The organism is Actinokineospora sp. PR83 (genome assembly GCF_021056305.1).
Lineage (GTDB): Bacteria > Actinomycetota > Actinomycetes > Mycobacteriales > Pseudonocardiaceae > Actinokineospora > Actinokineospora spheciospongiae.
This window is the reverse complement of sequence record NZ_JAJCXD010000057.1, coordinates 66,365-83,459: the sequence shown is the minus strand read 5'-3', so window position 1 is coordinate 83,459 and position 17,095 is coordinate 66,365. Positions and strand designations below refer to the sequence as shown.

General features: G+C 72.4%; 18 protein-coding genes. 9 read left to right on the top strand and 9 right to left on the bottom strand.

The window, feature by feature from the left end:
• Positions 1 to 7: 7 nt before the first annotated feature.
• On the top strand, positions 8 to 1,630 hold the full coding sequence (locus tag L6E12_RS20115) for a hypothetical protein (protein ID WP_236229466.1): 1,623 nt from the start codon (positions 8 to 10) through the stop codon (positions 1,628 to 1,630).
• A 19-nt stretch (positions 1,631 to 1,649) separates the two neighbouring features.
• Here the strand turns inward: L6E12_RS20115 and L6E12_RS20110 are convergent, their stop codons facing one another.
• Positions 1,650 to 2,867 carry a class I SAM-dependent RNA methyltransferase gene (locus tag L6E12_RS20110; RefSeq protein WP_236229465.1) on the bottom strand — a complete coding sequence of 406 codons (1,218 nt, stop codon included), beginning with the start codon at positions 2,865 to 2,867 and terminating at the stop codon, positions 1,650 to 1,652.
• Entirely contained in the window at positions 2,864 to 4,873 is a 2,010-nt protein-coding gene (locus L6E12_RS20105; protein ID WP_236229464.1) for an APC family permease, read from the bottom strand. Before L6E12_RS20105 ends, L6E12_RS20110 begins: the two co-directional genes overlap by 4 nt.
• Positions 4,874 to 4,983: 110 nt before the next feature.
• On the opposite strand from L6E12_RS20105, the gene L6E12_RS20100 reads away from it, so the two are divergent.
• Together L6E12_RS20100 and L6E12_RS20095 are read left to right on the top strand one after the other, a co-directional pair.
• Positions 4,984 to 5,649 carry a TrkA family potassium uptake protein gene (locus L6E12_RS20100; protein ID WP_236229463.1) on the top strand — a complete coding sequence of 222 codons (666 nt, stop codon included), beginning with the start codon at positions 4,984 to 4,986 and terminating at the stop codon, positions 5,647 to 5,649.
• The gene (locus L6E12_RS20095; protein WP_236229462.1) at positions 5,649 to 6,305 is read left to right on the top strand and encodes a TrkA family potassium uptake protein; all 657 of its coding nucleotides are present in this window, start codon (positions 5,649 to 5,651) and stop codon (positions 6,303 to 6,305) included. Before L6E12_RS20100 ends, L6E12_RS20095 begins: the two co-directional genes overlap by 1 nt.
• Before the next feature lie 91 nt (positions 6,306 to 6,396).
• Here L6E12_RS20095 and L6E12_RS20090 read toward each other — a convergent pair whose 3' ends face one another.
• The 4 genes from L6E12_RS20090 to L6E12_RS20075 form a co-directional block, all read right to left on the bottom strand.
• Complete coding sequence (locus L6E12_RS20090; RefSeq protein ID WP_236229461.1) at positions 6,397 to 6,597, bottom strand: hypothetical protein; 201 nt, start codon at positions 6,595 to 6,597, stop codon at positions 6,397 to 6,399.
• A gap of 181 nt (positions 6,598 to 6,778) precedes the next feature.
• Entirely contained in the window at positions 6,779 to 7,717 is a 939-nt protein-coding gene (locus L6E12_RS20085) for an acyl-CoA desaturase (protein WP_236229460.1), read from the bottom strand.
• Positions 7,718 to 7,866: 149 nt separating this feature from the next.
• Positions 7,867 to 8,631, bottom strand: coding sequence for a DUF3159 domain-containing protein (locus tag L6E12_RS20080; RefSeq protein ID WP_374201914.1), 765 nt, complete (start codon positions 8,629 to 8,631; stop codon positions 7,867 to 7,869).
• 19 nt (positions 8,632 to 8,650) lie between these two features.
• On the bottom strand, positions 8,651 to 9,034 hold the full coding sequence (locus L6E12_RS20075; RefSeq protein WP_236229490.1) for an OB-fold nucleic acid binding domain-containing protein: 384 nt from the start codon (positions 9,032 to 9,034) through the stop codon (positions 8,651 to 8,653).
• A 94-nt stretch (positions 9,035 to 9,128) separates the two neighbouring features.
• Between L6E12_RS20075 and L6E12_RS20070 the strand changes: the two genes are divergently transcribed.
• Entirely contained in the window at positions 9,129 to 9,848 is a 720-nt protein-coding gene (locus L6E12_RS20070; RefSeq protein ID WP_236229459.1) for an alpha/beta fold hydrolase, read from the top strand.
• 22 nt (positions 9,849 to 9,870) lie between these two features.
• Here L6E12_RS20070 and L6E12_RS20065 read toward each other — a convergent pair whose 3' ends face one another.
• A complete protein-coding gene (locus tag L6E12_RS20065; RefSeq protein WP_236229458.1) occupies positions 9,871 to 10,521 on the bottom strand; it encodes a DUF3710 domain-containing protein in 651 nt (216 codons plus the stop codon).
• A gap of 122 nt (positions 10,522 to 10,643) precedes the next feature.
• Here L6E12_RS20065 and L6E12_RS20060 point away from each other — a divergent pair, with 122 nt between their 5' ends.
• Positions 10,644 to 11,123, top strand: a complete 480-nt coding sequence (locus L6E12_RS20060) for a DUF3093 domain-containing protein (RefSeq protein ID WP_236229457.1) — start codon at positions 10,644 to 10,646, stop codon at positions 11,121 to 11,123.
• Between the two features lie 111 nt (positions 11,124 to 11,234).
• Here the strand turns inward: L6E12_RS20060 and L6E12_RS20055 are convergent, their stop codons facing one another.
• Positions 11,235 to 11,543, bottom strand: a complete 309-nt coding sequence (locus L6E12_RS20055; protein WP_035283018.1) for a DUF4193 domain-containing protein — start codon at positions 11,541 to 11,543, stop codon at positions 11,235 to 11,237.
• 501 nt (positions 11,544 to 12,044) lie between these two features.
• On the opposite strand from L6E12_RS20055, the gene cei reads away from it, so the two are divergent.
• The gene (gene cei / locus L6E12_RS20050) at positions 12,045 to 12,743 is read left to right on the top strand and encodes an envelope integrity protein Cei (RefSeq protein WP_236229456.1); all 699 of its coding nucleotides are present in this window, start codon (positions 12,045 to 12,047) and stop codon (positions 12,741 to 12,743) included.
• 364 nt (positions 12,744 to 13,107) lie between these two features.
• On the opposite strand, the gene L6E12_RS20045 is transcribed toward cei, so the two are convergent.
• Positions 13,108 to 13,908 (bottom strand): inositol monophosphatase family protein, encoded by an 801-nt coding sequence (locus L6E12_RS20045; RefSeq protein ID WP_308075080.1) that lies wholly within the window; start codon positions 13,906 to 13,908, stop codon positions 13,108 to 13,110.
• 82 nt (positions 13,909 to 13,990) lie between these two features.
• Here L6E12_RS20045 and ppgK point away from each other — a divergent pair, with 82 nt between their 5' ends.
• From ppgK to L6E12_RS20030, 3 genes are all read left to right on the top strand, one after another.
• Positions 13,991 to 14,752 carry a polyphosphate--glucose phosphotransferase gene (gene ppgK, locus L6E12_RS20040; protein ID WP_236229455.1) on the top strand — a complete coding sequence of 254 codons (762 nt, stop codon included), beginning with the start codon at positions 13,991 to 13,993 and terminating at the stop codon, positions 14,750 to 14,752.
• A gap of 187 nt (positions 14,753 to 14,939) precedes the next feature.
• Complete coding sequence (locus L6E12_RS20035; RefSeq protein WP_308075079.1) at positions 14,940 to 16,262, top strand: RNA polymerase sigma factor; 1,323 nt, start codon at positions 14,940 to 14,942, stop codon at positions 16,260 to 16,262.
• Between the two features lie 524 nt (positions 16,263 to 16,786).
• The gene (locus L6E12_RS20030; RefSeq protein ID WP_035280038.1) at positions 16,787 to 16,972 is read left to right on the top strand and encodes a hypothetical protein; all 186 of its coding nucleotides are present in this window, start codon (positions 16,787 to 16,789) and stop codon (positions 16,970 to 16,972) included.
• The last annotated feature ends 123 nt before the right edge of the window (positions 16,973 to 17,095 follow it).

Here is a 17,095-nt window from a genome sequence, read left to right as displayed (position 1 = left end):
GACGGGGATGAGCGCGCCGGACGAGGTCGACCTGCCCCGGCTGACCAAGCGGGTCGGTCGGGCACTGGTCCGCGCGGCCGGGGACGGCTGGACGCTGATCCGGGCCGAGTACCGGGCGGCGGGCAGGCACATCGAGGTGGACGTGCTGATCGCCGGGCCGGACGGCAGGCCGCTGGCGATCCGCCCACCGCTCGAGGTGGTCGAGGGCTTGGGCCGCATCCGCGAGGCCATGTACGAGCCGGGCCGGGGCACCTGGTTGCGCGCGGTCTACGAGATCGAACCGCCCGGCGCCTTCACCTGCGACTTCGAACCCGACGTCGAACCGGTCTGGCGCCGGGTGCCGCCGCAGATCGGCTTCCAGGACGAACTCCGCGCCCACCCCCGCACCGACGCCCACCTCCCCGACTGGCTGCGCGCCCGCGCGGGCCTCCCGCCCGCCCCTCCCCCGCCCACCCCACCCACTCCGCAGCCCCCGGTCTCGACGGCCCCCGGCCAGCCCGCCGCACCCGGCGCCGCAGACCCGAACGCCGCTGCCCCCGGCAGCCCGAACGCCGTCCCCCAGGAGCACCCCGGTGTCCCGGAGGGCTCCGCACCGAGCAGCACCGGCGCTCCCCCGGTACCGCACCCGGCCACCACGGGACCGCAGGCCCCCAGCGGCCACACCGGCCAGAACCCGGCACCACACCACCCCGGCACCCCGGCGCCAAGCGCCGGGACCGCGGGACACCAGCCGCCCACCCCGGGCCACACCGGCCCGAAGCACGCGGGCGACCGGAGCACCACAGCCCAGAACCCCGCACCCGGGCACCCCGGCAGGCACACGCACCCGGACGACTCGTCCCCGGAAGGCGACCCCGGCCGGACCACCGGCCCCCGCCACGCAGGCGGCCAGGCCACCGGACCGCAACACCACACCAGCCCACACCACCCTGGTCTCCCACCACACCAGGCGCCCGACCCCACCGAAAGCGGCCCACGACCGGGAAGCGGCCCCGCGCCCCAGTACCCGGGTACCCACCGCCCCGGCCCGAACCCGCAGGCCCGACACCAGCCCGGCGCACCCGCTCCCGACCAGCCGGGCAACCCCGCCCACCAGCCAGGCACCGCACCGGGCAACGCCCACCGGCAACCAGGTGCGAGCAGCCACCCCCGGCCGGGAAACCCCCCGCAGCACCAGCCCGGCACCGCAGACCACAACCCGCCGACCGGCCCTGCCCGACACCACCCCGGCACCGCTGGGCAGAACCACCCCCACACCCCACCGGGTGGCCCAGCCCAGACCCACCCCGGCCCCACGGGGCACACCCCGCCGGGTACGCCAGGCGGGCACCGCCCCGGCAGCTTCAGCCACAACCCGGCAAGCGGCCCAGCCCAGCACCGGCCAAACCTCACCGACCACACCACCCAGAGCCACTTCAACACCACAGGCCAGCACCAACCGGGCGATCCCGCCCCGCACCAACCCGGCGGCACCGGCCGCACCCCCGCAGGCGACCCGGCCCAGCAGTACCCCGGCGCCACCGGTCAGGACCAGCGCCCGCCCGGCCCGCGCCACGCCGCGCCGCCGCTGCGGCCCGCCCCCGGCCGGGGCGGGAACCCCCCACCCCGGCCGCAGGGCCCGCAGCGCTGACCGCCGGGTCGCCCGCGCCTCAGTTCTCCAGCAGCGCCACGCACTCCACGTGGTGCGTCATCGGGAACGTGTCGAACGCGCGCAGGTCCGCCAGCCGGTAGCCGCGATCGGCGAACAGGGCGATGTCCCGGGCCAGGGCTGCCGGGTCGCAGGCCACGTAGACCACCCGGGACGGTGCGCGGTCGGCGATCGCCGTCACGACGTCCTTCCCGGCGCCCTTGCGCGGTGGGTCCAGGACGACCACGTCCGGGTCCGGCAGGTCGGGGTCGGTGATGACGTGCTCGACCTTGCCCGCGAAGACCCGCACCGAGGGCAGGTCGGCGAGGTTGTCCGCCGCGTCCTCCGCCGCCCGGCGGCCGGATTCGACCGCGATGACCGTCCCTTCCGGACCGACCTGCCCGGCGAGGACGGAGGCGAACAGCCCGACCCCGGCGTAGAGGTCCCACGCGACCTGCCCCGGTCGGGCCGCGGACCACAGCTGCACCGCCTCGGCCAGGACGTCGGCGGCGTCCGGGTGGACCTGCCAGAAGCCCTGGGCGTCGAGTTCCCACTCGCGGCGGGCGGCCTGTTCGACCGCGACCGCCGAGCCGAGCACGCGCTCGGACCGCAGCACCGGTTTCCCGCTGCGCCGCCTGCCCTTGTCCGGGACCAGTTCGCTGGCGTGGGTGCGCCCGGTGGCGTCGACCGACACGTCGAGTTCGGCGCCGGGTGTCCACTCGCGACCGACGAGGACGTCGACGGTGCCGGGGGCGGCGATGACGCAGTCGGCGACCGGCACGATCCGGGAGCTGCGGTGGGCGTGGAAGCCAAGCTGCCCGGTGCGGTCGACGGCGAGGCGGACGCGGGTGCGCCAGTGGGCGAGCCCGCCCGCCAGTTCCTCCACCTCGACCTCGCGGTCCACCCCGGCGAGCCGGTGCAGTTGCTCGGCGACCACGACCGCCTTGAGCCTGCGCTGTTCGGCCGCCGAGGCGTGCTGCCAGTCGCAGCCGCCGCAGCCGCCGGGGACGGCGACCGGGCAGGGGGGCTCGACCCGCTCCGGGGATGCCTCCAGGACCTCCACCGCGTCGCCCCGGCAGAAGGAGCCGCCCCTGTCCTCGGTGATGGCGACGACCACGCGTTCACCGGGGAGGGCGTGGCGGACGAAGACCACCCGGCCCTCGGCGCGGGCCACGCAGTGCCCGCCGTGGGCGACGGCGCCCACCTCGACCTCGAATCGACGTCCGGTCCAGTCGGTCACTTGCCGGGCTCCTTGTCCGTTGCGGTGAACCCGCGCCGCACCGCACCCGGCACCAGCACGTCGTGGTCGGTGACCTTCTCCGAGGACACCAACTGCCACGGCACGCTGGTCACCATCACCCCCGGCTGGAACAGCAGCCTGCTCTTGAGCCGCAGCGCGCTCTGGTTGTGCAGCACCTGCTCCCACCAGCGGCCGACCACGTACTCGGGGATGAACACGGTGACCACGTCGCGCGGGTTGTCGGTGCGGATGCGCTTCACGTAGTCCAGCACCGGCTTGGTGATCTCCCGGTAGGGGGACTCGACGACCTTCAGCGGCACCGGGAAGTCCTCCTTCTCCCAGGCCGAGACCAGTCGTTTGGTGTCCACGTCGTCGACGTTGACGGTGATCGCCTCCAGGACGTCCGGGCGGGTCGCGCGGGCGTAGGCCAGCGCGCGGCGGGTGGGCAGGTGCAGCTTGGAGACCAGGACGATGGAGTGGATGCGCGAGGGCAGCACGAACACGCGCTCGCCCTCGGCGGTGGCCAGCTCGTCGGCGACCCGGTCGTAGTGGCGGCGGATGCCGGTCATCAGCACGTAGATCGCGACCATGGCGACGATGGCGATCCAGGCGCCGAGCAGGAACTTGGTGATCAGCACGACCACCAGCACCGAGCCGGTCATCACCAACCCGAAGGTGTTGATCAACTGCGAGCGGCGCATCCGGCGGCGCTCGGCCGGGTCGGTCTCGGTGGCCAGGTGGCGGTTCCAGTGCCGGATCATGCCGGTCTGGCTCATGGTGAAGGACACGAACACGCCGACGATGTAGAGCTGGATGAGCTTGGTGACCTCGGCGTCGAAGGCGATGACGAGCACGATGGCGAAGCCCGCCAGGCCGACGATGCCGTTGGAGAACGCCAGCCGGTCGCCGCGGGTGTGCAGTTGCCGGGGCAGGTAGCGGTCCTGGGCGAGGATCGAGCCGAGCACCGGGAAGCCGTTGAACGCGGTGTTCGCGGCCAGCACGAGGATCAGCGCGGTGACCACGGTGATGAAGAAGAAGCCGATCGGGAAGCCGGAGAAGACCGCCTCGGCGATCTGGGCGACCATCGTCTTCTGCTCGTACCCGGGCGGGGCGCCGACGAGCTGGTGGGCGGGGTCCTCGGCGACGCGCACGTTGGTGAGCTGGGCGAGCACGATCAGGCCCATCAGCATGACCACGGCGAACGCGCCCATCAGCAGCAGCGTGGTGGCCGCGTTCTTGGACTTGGGCTTGCGGAAGGCGGGCACGCCGTTGCTGATCGCCTCGACACCGGTCAGCGCCGCGCAGCCGGAGGAGAAGGCGCGCAGGACCAGGAACACCAGCGCCAGCCCGGCCAGCTCGCCGTGCTCGGACTCGACCTGGAAGCCGGAGCTCTCGGCGGGCATGTCCTCGCCGAGGACCAGGCCGCGGAACAGGCCGAACAGGATCATCAGGATGATGCCGACCATGAAGGCGTAGGTGGGCACGGCGAAGGCACCACCGGACTCCCGGATGCCGCGCAGGTTGATCGCGGTCAGCACCACGATGGCGATGACGGCGAACTCCACCTTGTGGTTGGCCACGAACGGGATCGCCGAGCCGATGTTGGCCATCGCCGAGGCGATCGACACCGCCACGGTCAGCACGTAGTCGACCAGCAGCGCGCTGGCCACGGTCAGCCCGGCCCGCTTGCCCAGGTTCACCGTGGCGACCTCGTAGTCGCCGCCGCCGGAGGGGTAGGCGCGGACGTTCTGCCGGTAGCTGGCCACCACCGTCAGCATGACGACGACCACCACGACGCCCACCCAGGGCGCCATGGTGTAGGCGGACAGGCCCGCCACGGACAGGACCAGGAAGATCTCTTCGGGGGCGTAGGCGACCGACGACATGGCGTCGGAGGCGAAGACCGGCAGGGCGATGCGCTTGGGCAGCAGCGTGTGGGCCAACCGGTCGCTGCGAAACGGCCTGCCGACCACCAGACGTTTCGCCGCCGTGGAGAACTTGGACACGGGGGCACAGCGTAGGCGGTCCCGTCACCGTTTCGGAGCAGCCACCGGTAGGTTCGTCGCAGTCACCCGCGACGGTGTCCGTTTTCAGATTTTCCGACAGGAGGATGGTCGTGCACGTGGTGATCATGGGCTGCGGCCGGGTGGGGGCCTCGATGGCCGCCGCCCTGGAGCGGCTGGACCACACCGTGGCCGTCATCGACAAGGACGCGCAGGCCTTCCGCAGGCTGGGCTCGGACTTCCACGGCCAGCAGGTGGTGGGGCCCGGGTTCGACCGGCAGGTGCTGATCGAGGCCGGGGTCGAGCGGGCGGGTGCCTTCGCGGCGGTCTCCAGCGGCGACAACTCCAACATCATCTCCGCCCGGGTGGCCCGCGAGACCTTCGGCGTCGAGCACGTCGTGGCCCGCATCTACGACCCCAAGCGCGCCGAGGTGTACGAGCGGCTGGGCATCCCCACGGTGGCGACCGTGCCGTGGACCACCGACCGGCTGCTGCGCACCCTGCTGCCCGACGGCGTCGGCTCGGCCTGGCGGGACCCCACGGGCAAGGTCGCCCTGCTCCAGGTCCCCCTCGACGAGGGCTGGGTCGGGCACACCGTGCGCGAGTTCCAGCAGACCACCGGCGCCAGGGTGGCGTTCATCATGCGGTTCGGCACCGCCGTGCTCCCGCAGACCAAGACCGTCATCCAGGCCGACGACCAGGTGTACGTCGCCACGCTGTCCGGCACGGTCAGCGACGTGACCGCCGCGGCGGCGCAGGCACCGGAGGAGGGGCACTGATGCGGGTCGCCATCGCCGGGGCCGGGGCCGTGGGCCGGTCCATCGCCGCCGAGCTGATCGCGGGCGAGCACCAGGTCATGCTGATCGAGCGCGAGGCCAAGCAGTTCGAGCCGCACACCGTCGAGCAGGCCGAGTGGGTCCTCGCCGACGCCTGCGAGCTGGCCTCGCTGGAGGACGCGGGCCTGCAACTGTGCGACTGCGTCATCGCCGCCACCGGCGACGACAAGGTCAACCTCGTGGTGTCGCTGCTGGCGAAGACGGTGTTCGCCGTGCGCCGGGTGGTGGCCAGGGTCAACCACCCGGCCAACGAGTGGCTGTTCAACTCGGCCTGGGGCGTGGACGTGGCGGTGTCGACCCCGCGCGTGCTGGCCGCGATGGTCGAGGAGGCGGTGAGCGTCGGCGGGCTGGTGCAGTTGCTGACCCTGCGCCAGGGCCAGGCGAACCTGGTGGAGATGACCCTGCCCGCGGACACGCGGTGGGCCGGGCGCCCGGTCCGCGACGTGAAGCTGCCCCGGGACGCCGCCCTGGTCACCATCCTGCGCGGCGGCCGGGTGATCGTGCCGCAACCGGACGACCCGCTGGAGGCCGGGGACGAACTGCTGTTCGTCGCCTCAGCCGACGTCGAGGGCGAGATCCGCAGGGCCTTCAGCCACTGAGGCGGCCGGGGTGCCTGGCGGTGGCGCGTGGCCCCGTACGAGACAGCAGTGGGACCACGCGCAGGTGCGGCGGCGGCCACGCAAGCCGCAATCACCCAGATGAGCTGGGCGTTCCCGGCGCGAACCGCATCGCCAGGTCGATGCCCGCGGGGTCCTCATCGGCCATGGTGGCGATGAGGTCCACCGCCATGGCCCGCGCCTCGGCGGCGGTGCGCCCCTGTGTGCGTCCCACGGCGGGCACGTCGACGACCCAGAAGCAGCCTTCTCGGACCGCCGTCGCGGTGTAGCTCATCTCAGCCGCCCCTTCTCGGACGAATCCGTCTGTCTGCCTGCCGGACCCGCCGACCGCGCGTCGGGATCGGCGGCGAAACGAATCCGGCCCCCTGGATGCTTCCACCCAGGGGGCCGGACATCGGGACCGGGTGATTCCGCGGCCGCGAGCGGGGGTCACCCCGACGTCGAGTCGACCGGGGTCAGGCGGTGGCGCGGAGCTTGGCGATGCGGGCCGGGGTGGGCCAGCGGACGTCCCAGGCCCAGCCGAGCTTCTCGAAGAACCAGATCAGCCGCGCCGAGATGTCCAACTGGCCGCGCAGCACGCCGTGCCGGGCCGAGGTGGGGTCGGCGTGGTGGGAGTTGTGCCAGGACTCGCCGAAGCTGATCAGGGCCATCGGCCAGAAGTTGGCGGCGCGGTCGCGGGACTTGAACGGGCGCTCGCCGATCATGTGGCAGATGGAGTTGACCGACCAGGTGGTGTGGTGCAGCAGGGCGACGCGGATGATGCCCGCCCAGAAGAAGGCCGTGAGCGCGCCCTGCCAGGACCAGGTGACCAGGCCACCGATCGCGGCGGGCAGCAGCAGGCTGACGACGGTGAGCACCGGGAACAGCCGGTCAACGCGGCGCAGGTCGGCGTCGGCGAGCAGGTCGGGGGCGAAGCGCTCGGCGTTGGTGCGGTCGCGGTCGAACAGCCAGCCCATGTGCGAGTGCCAGAAGCCCTTGGCGACGGCGAGCGGGCCGGTGCCGAACAGCCACGGGGAGTGCGGGTCGCCCTCCTTGTCGGAGAAGGCGTGGTGGCGGCGGTGGTCGGCGACCCACTCGGTGACCGAGCCCTGCAGCGACATGCCGCCCGCGAGGGCCAGCACGACCTTGAGCCAGCGGGTGGCCTTGAACGCGCCGTGGGTGAAGAAGCGGTGGTAGCCGACCGTCACGCCCAGGCCGGTGAAGACGAAGAACACCGCCCCGATGGCCACGTCGGACCAGCCCAGGCCCCAGCCCCAGGCGAACGGGACGGCGGCGGCGACGGCCAGCAGCGGGGTGGTGACGAACAGGACGACACCGACCTGCTCGGCACCGCCGCGGCGGCGGCCGAGGATGGGCTTCGCGCCGCGCTGCGGCGCTTCGAGGGTTGCTGTCACTGGCGGGGCTCCTCGCTCGACGAGCGTCTTCCCCCCAAGACGACGTACCTACGGTTACGTAACCGTAGGCTACGGGAGGTTCCTGAGGTGCGCATGAGAAAAGGCCCCTGCCGAACGGGCAGGGGCCTCCCTCACGGGTCGAGCGCGGGTCACGCCGGGTCGGCGTACTTCTCCCGCAGGCGCGCCTCGACCGCGGCGTCGCTGTCGTCGTCGACCTCAAGTTCCTTGTGCCGCACCTGCGCGCGGCGCACGGCCCACACCGTGACGCCCAGGGCCACCGCGAACAGCGGGTAGCCCATGGCCAGGCGGGCGAAGGCCAGCCAGCCGGTGGCGTCCTCGTCGTAGAGCCACTTCTGCACGACGTAGCGCGCCGCGAACACGGCCACGAAGGTCAGCGTGGCGATGTCGTAGGCGGTGCGGGACTTCTTGTCCTGGCGCCAGCCCTGGCCGTGCCCGTTCAGGGTCGACCAGATCACCCCGACCAGCGGCCAGCGGACCAGCACCGAGGCCAGGAACACCCCGCCGTAGGCGAGGCTGGTCCAGATGCCGAACAGGAAGAAGCCCTTGGCCGAGCCGGTGCGGTAGGCGATGAACGCCGCGATGGCCACGCCGAAGAAGCCGGAGATGGCCGGTTGCAGCGGCTCCTTGCGCACGATCCGGGCCACGGTGATCGCCACCGCCACCCCGATCGAGCTCCAGATGCCGACGGTCAGGCCGAAGAAGGCATTGGCGAGGACGAACACGACGACCGGCACCGAGGAGTAGATCAGGCCGCTGATGCCGCCCATCTGCTCCAGCAGCGTCGGTGGGCGCTCCTCCTCCGCCGCGGCGTCCACCGCGGTGTCCTCCGCTGCGGGGTCGTCGCTCTTGGGGTTGTCGGCCGCGGTGTTGACCTCGGGGGCCGGTTGCGTCATGTCACCGGTTTCGTGTTCGTCAGGGAGCCGTCTGCAGCTCGTAGTACGGGTTGTAGAGCACCTTGCGGCCGTCGCGCACCGCGAGCCTGCCCTTGGCCTTGACGGTGCGGCCGGGCTCGATGCCCGCGATCCGGCGCCGTCCCAGCCAGACTAATGTCACACCCTCGGTCCCGTCGAACAGCTCCGCCTCCAGCGTGGCGGCCGCGTCCCTCGGGCACATCTCCACGCTGCGGAGCCTGCCGTAGACGGTCACCTCTTCACCGGAGCTGCAGTCGCACGCGCGCCGGGCGCCCTGGGCCTCGGCGTTGACGGACAGGTCGGCCGCGTCGAGCTGGTCCACGTCCGTGGTCAGCTTCTTGACGAGACGGTGCCAGTACCCGTCCCCCCTGGTGGTGGTGCCCATGTGCTCGCTCCCGGTGGTGGGGATCGGCCCCGACACCGATCCATGCACAATCAGCGTAACCGTGCTACGGCCCCATGAGGACAAGGATCGGAACTTGAGTGTCACCCAGCCGTCCGACGCCGGTCACACGGCTGTGCTGCTGCCCGGCACGGGGTCCGACGACCACTTCGTCCGGGAGGTGTTCACCGAGGCCCTGGCGGCCGTCGGGGTGCGGTTGCTGGCCCCCGCCCCGGTGCCGGGTCCGGACCTGGTCACGGCTCACCTGGCGGCCCTGGACGAGGCCGCGCGGCGGGGTCCGGTGATCGTCGGCGGGATCTCCCTGGGCGCCCACGTGGCGGCCGAGTGGGCGGTGGACAACCTGAACCGGTGCGCGGGGCTGCTGCTGGCCCTGCCGGGCTGGACGGGCGCGGCGGAGGGCGCTCCGGGGGCCGCCACCGCCGCCCACGGCGCGGCGGACGTCCGGGCCCGCGGGACGGAGGCCGCACTGCGATCGGCGGTGGCGGGGGTCGACGCGTGGTTGGCCGACGAGCTGACCCGCGCCTGGACCGGCCACGGCGACGGCCTGGCCGACTCCCTGGCCGCCGCGGCGGACCGCGCCGCCCCGACCGAGGAGCAACTGGCGACCCTCGACGTCCCCGCCGGGGTGGCGACCTGCCTGGACGACCCGGTGCACCCCAGCGACGTGGCGCGGGCGTGGGTACGGGCGCTGCCCAACGCCGCGCTGTGCACGACGCGCCTGGAGGTCGTGGGGGTGGACCGCGCGGCGCTCGGCCGGGCCGCGGTCCTGGGCCTGCTGCGGGCCCGGGCGGCCTGAGGCCACCCGGGACCGCGGGGCCTCAGCCCTGCTCGCCCTGCTGGGCGGCGGCGATGTGCTCGACGATCGCCTGCGGCAGGTCGATCTGCAGCGGGGTGCGCACCGGCATCGGCTGCGTGCCGCGCACGACCACGGTGTTGCGGACCAGTTCGCGCAGCGCGCTCGCGCTGTGCTCGGCCAGCTCCTGGGGACCGGCGACAACACCGCGCAGCATCCACCGGGGGCCGTCGACGCCGACGAAGCGCAGTTGCACCTCACCCGCCGTCGCGGCCAGCTCCTGGCCCCAGTCGCCGACCACGCTGCGGACCTTGGCGCCGTCGGCGCGTAGCTGCTCCGCCAGCTCGCCGCAGACCTCTTTCCACAGGCCGCCGGACTTGGGGGCGGCGTAGGCGTTGAGGGTGAGCTGGCCGAGCTGGGTGAGGATGTGCACCGCGCGCACCGGACCCGCCGGGTCCATCTCGACCTGCAACTGGGCGCCCTCGGGCACCGGGATGCGGACCGAGCCCAGGTCGAGCCGGGCGAACTCGTCCTCGGGCGCGTCGGACTCGTCGTAGGGCCCCGCCGCGCCGGGTCCGTCCCCGTCGAGGTCGTCCTGGTCGAAGTCGTCCTCGGGGGTCTCCGCCGATCCCCGGCGACCCCCGGCGTCGCCCTTGCGGCGTCCGAACAGTCCCACTAGTCCTCCGACCCCTTCCCTGGCCCGGTGAGCACCGCGTGCCCGCCGGTCGACCCGTCCGGATCGGTCCGGATGGGGAGGACCTCCACGCTGGGCACGAGCGGCGAGACTACCCTGAGGTCGTGACGGACTCCTCGGGCGCCACGCGCGTCGACCCCTCCTACGCCGAGCGGCTCCACGTCACCTGGTACTGGTGGCCGCTGCCACTGCTGGCGGCGGGCATCCTCGCCGCGGAGATCCACATGGGCCACCCCGGCGTGCGCAGCTGGCTGCCGTACGCGGTGGTCGTGCCGCTGGCGGTGCTGATGCTCTGGCGGGCCGGGCGCACCCCGGTGGCGGTGCGCGACGGGAAGCTGCTGGTGGCCGACGCGAACCTGCCGCTGGAGCACGTGGGCGAGGTGCAGGTGGTCGAGGCCAAGGACAAGCGGCGGGTGCTCGGGCCGCACCTGGACCCGGCGGCGTTCGTGGTGCACCGCGGCTGGGTGGGCCCGGTCGTGCGGGTGCGGGTCACCGACCCGGAGGACCCCACGCCGTACTGGTTGTTCAGCACCCGGCACCCGGAGCGGGTGGCCGCGGCGCTGCGCTCCACCTCCCGGACATAGACACCTCCCGGACATAGACCGGAGCCGGACACCCCGCGGTGGGTGTCCGGCTCCGGTGACGTGCTGTTCCTGACGTCCGCAGTCGGGTTCTCGGCAGGCGCCGAGCCTGGCTCAGGCGCAGTCGCGGCAGACGAAGGTGCCGCCGTTGTCCTCCGCCAGCCTGCTGCGGTGGTGGACCAGGAAGCACTTGGAGCAGGTGAACTCGTCAGCCTGCTTGGGGACGACGCGGACGGTCAGGTCCTCGCCGGAGAGCGCGGAGAGGTCGGCGCCGGGGAGTTCGAAGCTCTCCGCGGTGTCGGTCTCGTCCACGTCCACGACGCCGGACTGGTTCTCGTTGCGCCGGGCCTTGAGCTCCTCGAGGGAGTCCTCAGCGAGATCGTCGGCCTCGCTGCGCCGTGGTGCGTCGTAGTCGGTCGCCATCTAGTTCACCCCTGCGGTCGTTCAGGATGTGGGTCGTGCCGCTGGTCAACGATCCACGGCCCCAGTTTGTGCCCGCCCATTGCGTGACGGAGGTCTCGCCGGTGGCGGTGAAATCCCAGCCGACGGAATCGATTCGGCGTGGGGTTCTCGGCCACCGGAGCGGCCAGAGGGTAGCCCATGCCCGCCGGGTCCGCGCACACCCTCACCCCCGGGGCGTGTCCGATCCGTGTCACCGGACCGGCACGGGGTGCCACGATCGGGCGCTGTGCCCGCAATGGCCTTGTCGGCGGCGTGCGCCCGTGGTCCGATTTACCGGGGAGGTGACCGTGCGCCACGCCGCCGTTGCACGGGGCGATCACGGCAGGTGACGCACACCCCTTCGCCCGGGTGCGGTGAATCCGGGCGAAACCAATAGGCTGAACTGCAACGACGATCGAGTCGGGGAGACCCGGTTCCGACGCCCGGGGGTGGGGCCATGGGGTCCGTTGGGAGGGTCCGCACGTGGCCGCCGCTGAGCTGAGCGCAGCCGGGGTCCAGGCCCCGTACCGCAAGCGCAGGCCACTGCCTGCGTTGATCTTCCTGGCCGTCCTCTGCCTGGTGGCGACGGTCGTGTGGTTCCAGGTCCTCGGCTCCGACAGCGAGGCCGACGCCGCCAACGCCTGCGCCCCGCCGCCCACCCCGGTACCCGCCGCCGACGGCAGGCCCGCCCCGGCGCTCGGCCAACCCCTCCCGGACGACGCGCTCGACCGCACCACCCCGGCCGCCCCGGGGGGCAGCCTGCTGCGCGTGGTCAACGCCAGCGGCCAGCGGCGCCAGGCCGGAGCGGTCACCGAGGCCCTGCGAGAACTGGGCTTCACCCAGGTCACCGACCCGGCCAACGACACCGTCTACACCAACGGGTCACTCACCTGCCGGGCCCAGATCCGCTTCGGCCAGCAGGGGATGCCCGCCGCCCGCACCCTCAGCCTGATCGAACCCTGCGCCGAACTCGTCCGCGACGAGCGCCAGGACGCCACCGTCGACCTGGCCATCGGCCAGCGCTACACGCACCTGGAGCCCACCACGGCCTCCCGCCGCATCCTGGAACAACTGAGCGACTGGGCGCAGAACGGCCCGCAGGGCGGCTTGCAGAACGCCGAGGGCACCGGCCCCGCCCTGGACCCGGCCCTGCTGGCCGCCATCGAGAAGACCCGCTGCTAGACCCCCTCAACGCCGGTCACCCCGAACCCGCAGGCGCAGGGCACAGCAGCCGACCACCCCGCCTGTCCGATCCCAGCCACCCAGAACCCCACCGGCGCAGCGACAGCCAGCCGCCCCCGAAACCGCCTGCCCGGCTGCCCAACTGCCCGGGTGGGTGGATGTGTTTGGGTGGGGGTGGCGATCATGTGCAAGCCTGCTTGGGCTGTGGGGCATCTCTTCAGCCCCACTCGGTCACACTGGGCACATGATCGCCATAGGGGCCCCGCCCGAACACATCCACCCAGCCGGGCACTTCAACAAGCGACCGGGTTTGCAAGCCAAGACCCACGGCTGATCCACGAGCACGCCACGGCAACTCCAGCCGCTACTCGTACCCGCCGATCCCGCACTCCACGAGCGCCGCCCGCAACTCCCCCGCCACCGCGGGCGCGCACGCGAACACCGCGTCCGCCCCCAGCTCGGGCGCCTCCCCCGGCAGCGACACCACCGCCCCCGCCTCCTCGGCGATCAGCGCCCCCGCCGCCCAGTCCCACCGGGAGAGCCCGCGCTCGCAGTACCCGTCCACCCACCCCGCCGCGACCGCGCACAGGTCCAGCGACGCCGCCCCGGCCCGCCGGATGTCGCGCACCCGGCCCAGCAGCCGGGCGACCACCGCGGCGTGGTCGCGGCGGCGCTGCGCCGAGTAGGAGAACCCGGTGGCGACCAGCGACACGTCCAGTCCCGCGGGTTCCGCGACCCGCAGCCTGCGCCCGTCGAGCCAGGCGCCGTGCCCGCGGGCGGCGGTCCAGCGCCTGCCGCTGACCGGCTCCACGACCGCCCCGGCGACCGACACCCCGTCGACCTGGGCGGCCAGCGACACCGCGTACCAGGGGTAGCCGTAGAGGTAGTTCACCGTCCCGTCGATGGGGTCGACGACCCAGGTCAGGCCCGGTCCGGCCGCCCCGCCGCCCTCCTCACCCAGCACCGCGTCGCCCGGTCGCAGTTCGGCCAGCCGGGCTCGGACGAGGTCCTCGGCGGCCCGGTCGCCCGCGGTGACCACGTCGGTGCGGGTGCTCTTGGTGCCGACGTCGCGGATGGCCGCGGCCCTGGTCGACTCGGCCAGTGCCGCGGCGGCCACGGCCACGGTCTCGGCGATCTCCGCGAGGTCGCGTTCAGAGGTGCCCACCCGTCCATCCGACCACAGCCGGGACCGGACGGCTAATGTCACCGCTCGACGGCCACTGAATCGAATTTGAAAGGAACCGGGGATGGGTGCAGCCCGCGGCTTCGGAGTGGACATCGGCGGTTCCGGCATCAAGGGATGCGTGGTGGACCTCGATGGGGGGAAGCTCGAGGGCGAGCGGATCAGGATCCCCACCCCGACCCCGTCGACGCCGGAGGCGGTGTCGGAGGTGGTCACCTCGATCGTGAAGGACTTCGGGTGGACCGGGCCGGTCGGGGTCACCCTGCCGTCGGTGGTCAAGCGCGGGGTGGCGCACTCGGCGGCCAACATCGACAAGAGCTGGATCGGCACCGACGCCGCCGCGCTGTTCGCGGGCCGCCTCGGCCTGCCCGCGGACCAGGTGACCGTGCTCAACGACGCGGACGCGGCGGGCATCGCCGAGGTCCGCTACGGCCAGCCGCACGACCAGACCGGTGTGGTGGTGCTGCTGACCTTCGGCACCGGCATCGGCAGCGCGCTGTTCCTCGACGGCAAGCTCGTCCCGAACACCGAGTTCGGCCACCTCGAGATCGACGGCCACGACGCGGAGAAGCGCGCGGCGGCCTCGGCCAAGGAGGAGGAGGACCTGTCCTGGGAGCAGTGGGCCAAGCGGGTGACCCGCTACGTCCACGGCCTGGAGAACCTGATCTGGCCGGACCTCATCATCGCCGGTGGCGGGGTGAGCAAGAAGGCCGACAAGTGGCTGCCGCTGCTCGACGTCCGGACCAAGGTCGTGGCCGCCGAACTGCGCAACGACGCGGGCATCGTGGGGGCAGCGGTGGCCGCTGCGGCGGGGGCCAACCCCTGAAACCGCCCCCTGAGCGGGTGCACGAGCACATTTCGGGCTTGGCGTGTCCTCGGGACACGCCGCCCGTCGCTACAATGGAACAGGCCCGCGGCTGAGAAGCCCACCGGGCACTCCCCCGAACTCCGGCAGTGACCAGGCGTTTCCACACTCGGACGCAGCCGTGATGGACAGTTGTGAAAGGGCGTACGTGGCAGCCGCACGAACCGCAACCCGACGCTCCACCGCGTCGGCGAGCGCCGCCAAGACGACCAAGAGCGCACCGGCAGAGGACGAAGAGCTGGCGGGCGTGAACGGGACCAAGACGACGGCGCGGAAGGCCGCCGGGGCCAAGGCCCCACGCGCGCCGAAGAAGACCGCGGCCAAGTCCGGCCCCAAGAAGGCCGGGGACGGTCCCGACGGCGAGGAGCCGGACGAGGACGCCCCCGATCTCGCCGACCTCGAAGAGGTCGAGGTCGACCCGGTCGAGGAGGCCGTGGAGGAGCCGGAGGAGAAGGACACCGGCGGCAAGGAGACCAAGGACGGCGACTTCGTCTGGGACGAGGAGGAGTCCGAGGCGCTGCGGCAGGCCCGCAAGGACGCCGAGCTCACCGCCTCCGCCGACTCGGTCCGCGCCTACCTCAAGCAGATCGGCAAGGTCGCCCTCCTCAACGCCGAGGAGGAGGTCGAACTCGCCAAGCGCATCGAGGCCGGGCTCTACGCCGCCGAGCGCGTGCGCAAGTCCGAGGACGAGAACGAGAAGCTCCAGCCGCAGATGCGCCGCGACCTCCGCTGGATCGTGCGCGACGGCGAGCGGGCCAAGAACCACCTGCTCGAGGCCAACCTGCGCCTCGTGGTGTCGCTGGCCAAGCGCTACACCGGCCGCGGCATGGCGTTCCTGGACCTGATCCAGGAGGGCAACCTCGGCCTGATCCGCGCGGTGGAGAAGTTCGACTACACCAAGGGCTACAAGTTCTCCACGTACGCCACCTGGTGGATCCGCCAGGCGATCACCCGCGCCATGGCCGACCAGGCCCGCACCATCCGCATCCCGGTGCACATGGTCGAGGTCATCAACAAGCTCGGCCGCATCCAGCGCGAACTGCTCCAGGACCTGGGCCGCGAGCCCACCCCGGAGGAGCTCGCCAAGGAGATGGACATCACCCCGGAGAAGGTGCTGGAGATCCAGCAGTACGCCCGGGAACCCATCTCCCTGGACCAGACCATCGGCGACGAGGGCGACAGCCAGCTCGGTGACTTCATCGAGGACTCCGAGGCCGTGGTCGCGGTGGACGCGGTGTCGTTCACGCTCCTGCAGGACCAGCTCCAGTCGGTCCTGGCCACGCTCTCCGAGCGCGAGGCGGGTGTCGTCCGCCTCCGCTTCGGCCTCACCGACGGCCAGCCGCGCACCCTGGACGAGATCGGTCAGGTCTACGGGGTCACCCGCGAGCGCATCCGCCAGATCGAGTCCAAGACCATGTCGAAGCTGCGCCACCCGTCGCGCTCGCAGGTCCTGCGCGACTACCTGGAATAAACGGCTGATCGGCGTCGAGGCGTGTCCCCGCGGGGGCACGCCTCGACGTGTGATGTGCCCGTGGACGTCGACGGGGAGACATCGCCGTCCTCGGAGGAGGAGTCCCCCTCGGAAGCACTGCGGGACGACGCGGGGTCCTGTGTAGTCGCTCGACCACCTCGGGTGACCTCGTCACCGTTGCGCGAATCGCCTCGCCGGGGTGGCGCCTCGGGGAAATCCGCCCGTTCGGCCGATCAAGTCCAGGATGTGGTCGTCCGGAGCGTTCGCCCGTGGTGAACAGCATCTCAGATCATCGGGGATTCAGCTTCCGTTTGCGTGGCGTAAGCCCAGCTCCAGGGCCTTTTTTGCCTACCTCGGCGAGTAAAACCCCGGTTACCGGCTTTAACTCTGGATACGGGAACACTGCCGGGGGCCCAAACGTCTGTAAGAGTAGGAAGTGCGACCACGGCGGAGTTTCCGCCTCCGTGACCGCAGCCGATGAGGGCACCGGATCCATCCGGTGCCGGGACGGAGGGAGAACTCCCATGACGACGACTACGACGCTCACCCGCCCCGAGCTGACCGCTGCCGACCGCTGCGACCGGTGCGGCGCGGCCGCTCAGGTTCGCGCCGTACTTTCCTCCGGAGGAGAGCTCCTGTTCTGCGGCCACCACGCTCGGGCGCACGAGGACCGTTTGCGCGAGCTGGCGGCCGAGCTCCAGAAGGGCTGACAGTCGCGCCTGATCACGAGGAGGGCCGGTATCCCGCTGCGGGGTACCGGCCCTTCTCGTTGTCCGATCGACGGATCAGCACCTGGGACGCTGCCGGGAGGCGTGTGGGCGAGCCGGAGCCCC

Bases quoted from the DNA above. Each gene is read 5' to 3' on its own strand.
- L6E12_RS20030 (WP_035280038.1), top strand. From the start codon at position 16,787: ATGACGACGACTACGACGCTCACCCGCCCCGAGCTGACCGCTGCCGAC.
- ppgK (WP_236229455.1), top strand. From the start codon at position 13,991: ATGGGTGCAGCCCGCGGCTTCGGAGTGGACATCGGCGGTTCCGGCATC.
- L6E12_RS20055 (WP_035283018.1), bottom strand. From the start codon at position 11,543: ATGGCGACCGACTACGACGCACCACGGCGCAGCGAGGCCGACGATCTC.
- L6E12_RS20090 (WP_236229461.1), bottom strand. From the start codon at position 6,597: ATGAGCTACACCGCGACGGCGGTCCGAGAAGGCTGCTTCTGGGTCGTC.
- L6E12_RS20075 (WP_236229490.1), bottom strand. From the start codon at position 9,034: ATGGGCACCACCACCAGGGGGGACGGGTACTGGCACCGTCTCGTCAAG.
- L6E12_RS20115 (WP_236229466.1), top strand. From the start codon at position 8: ATGAGCGCGCCGGACGAGGTCGACCTGCCCCGGCTGACCAAGCGGGTC.
- L6E12_RS20080 (WP_374201914.1), bottom strand. From the start codon at position 8,631: ATGACGCAACCGGCCCCCGAGGTCAACACCGCGGCCGACAACCCCAAG.
- L6E12_RS20095 (WP_236229462.1), top strand. From the start codon at position 5,649: ATGCGGGTCGCCATCGCCGGGGCCGGGGCCGTGGGCCGGTCCATCGCC.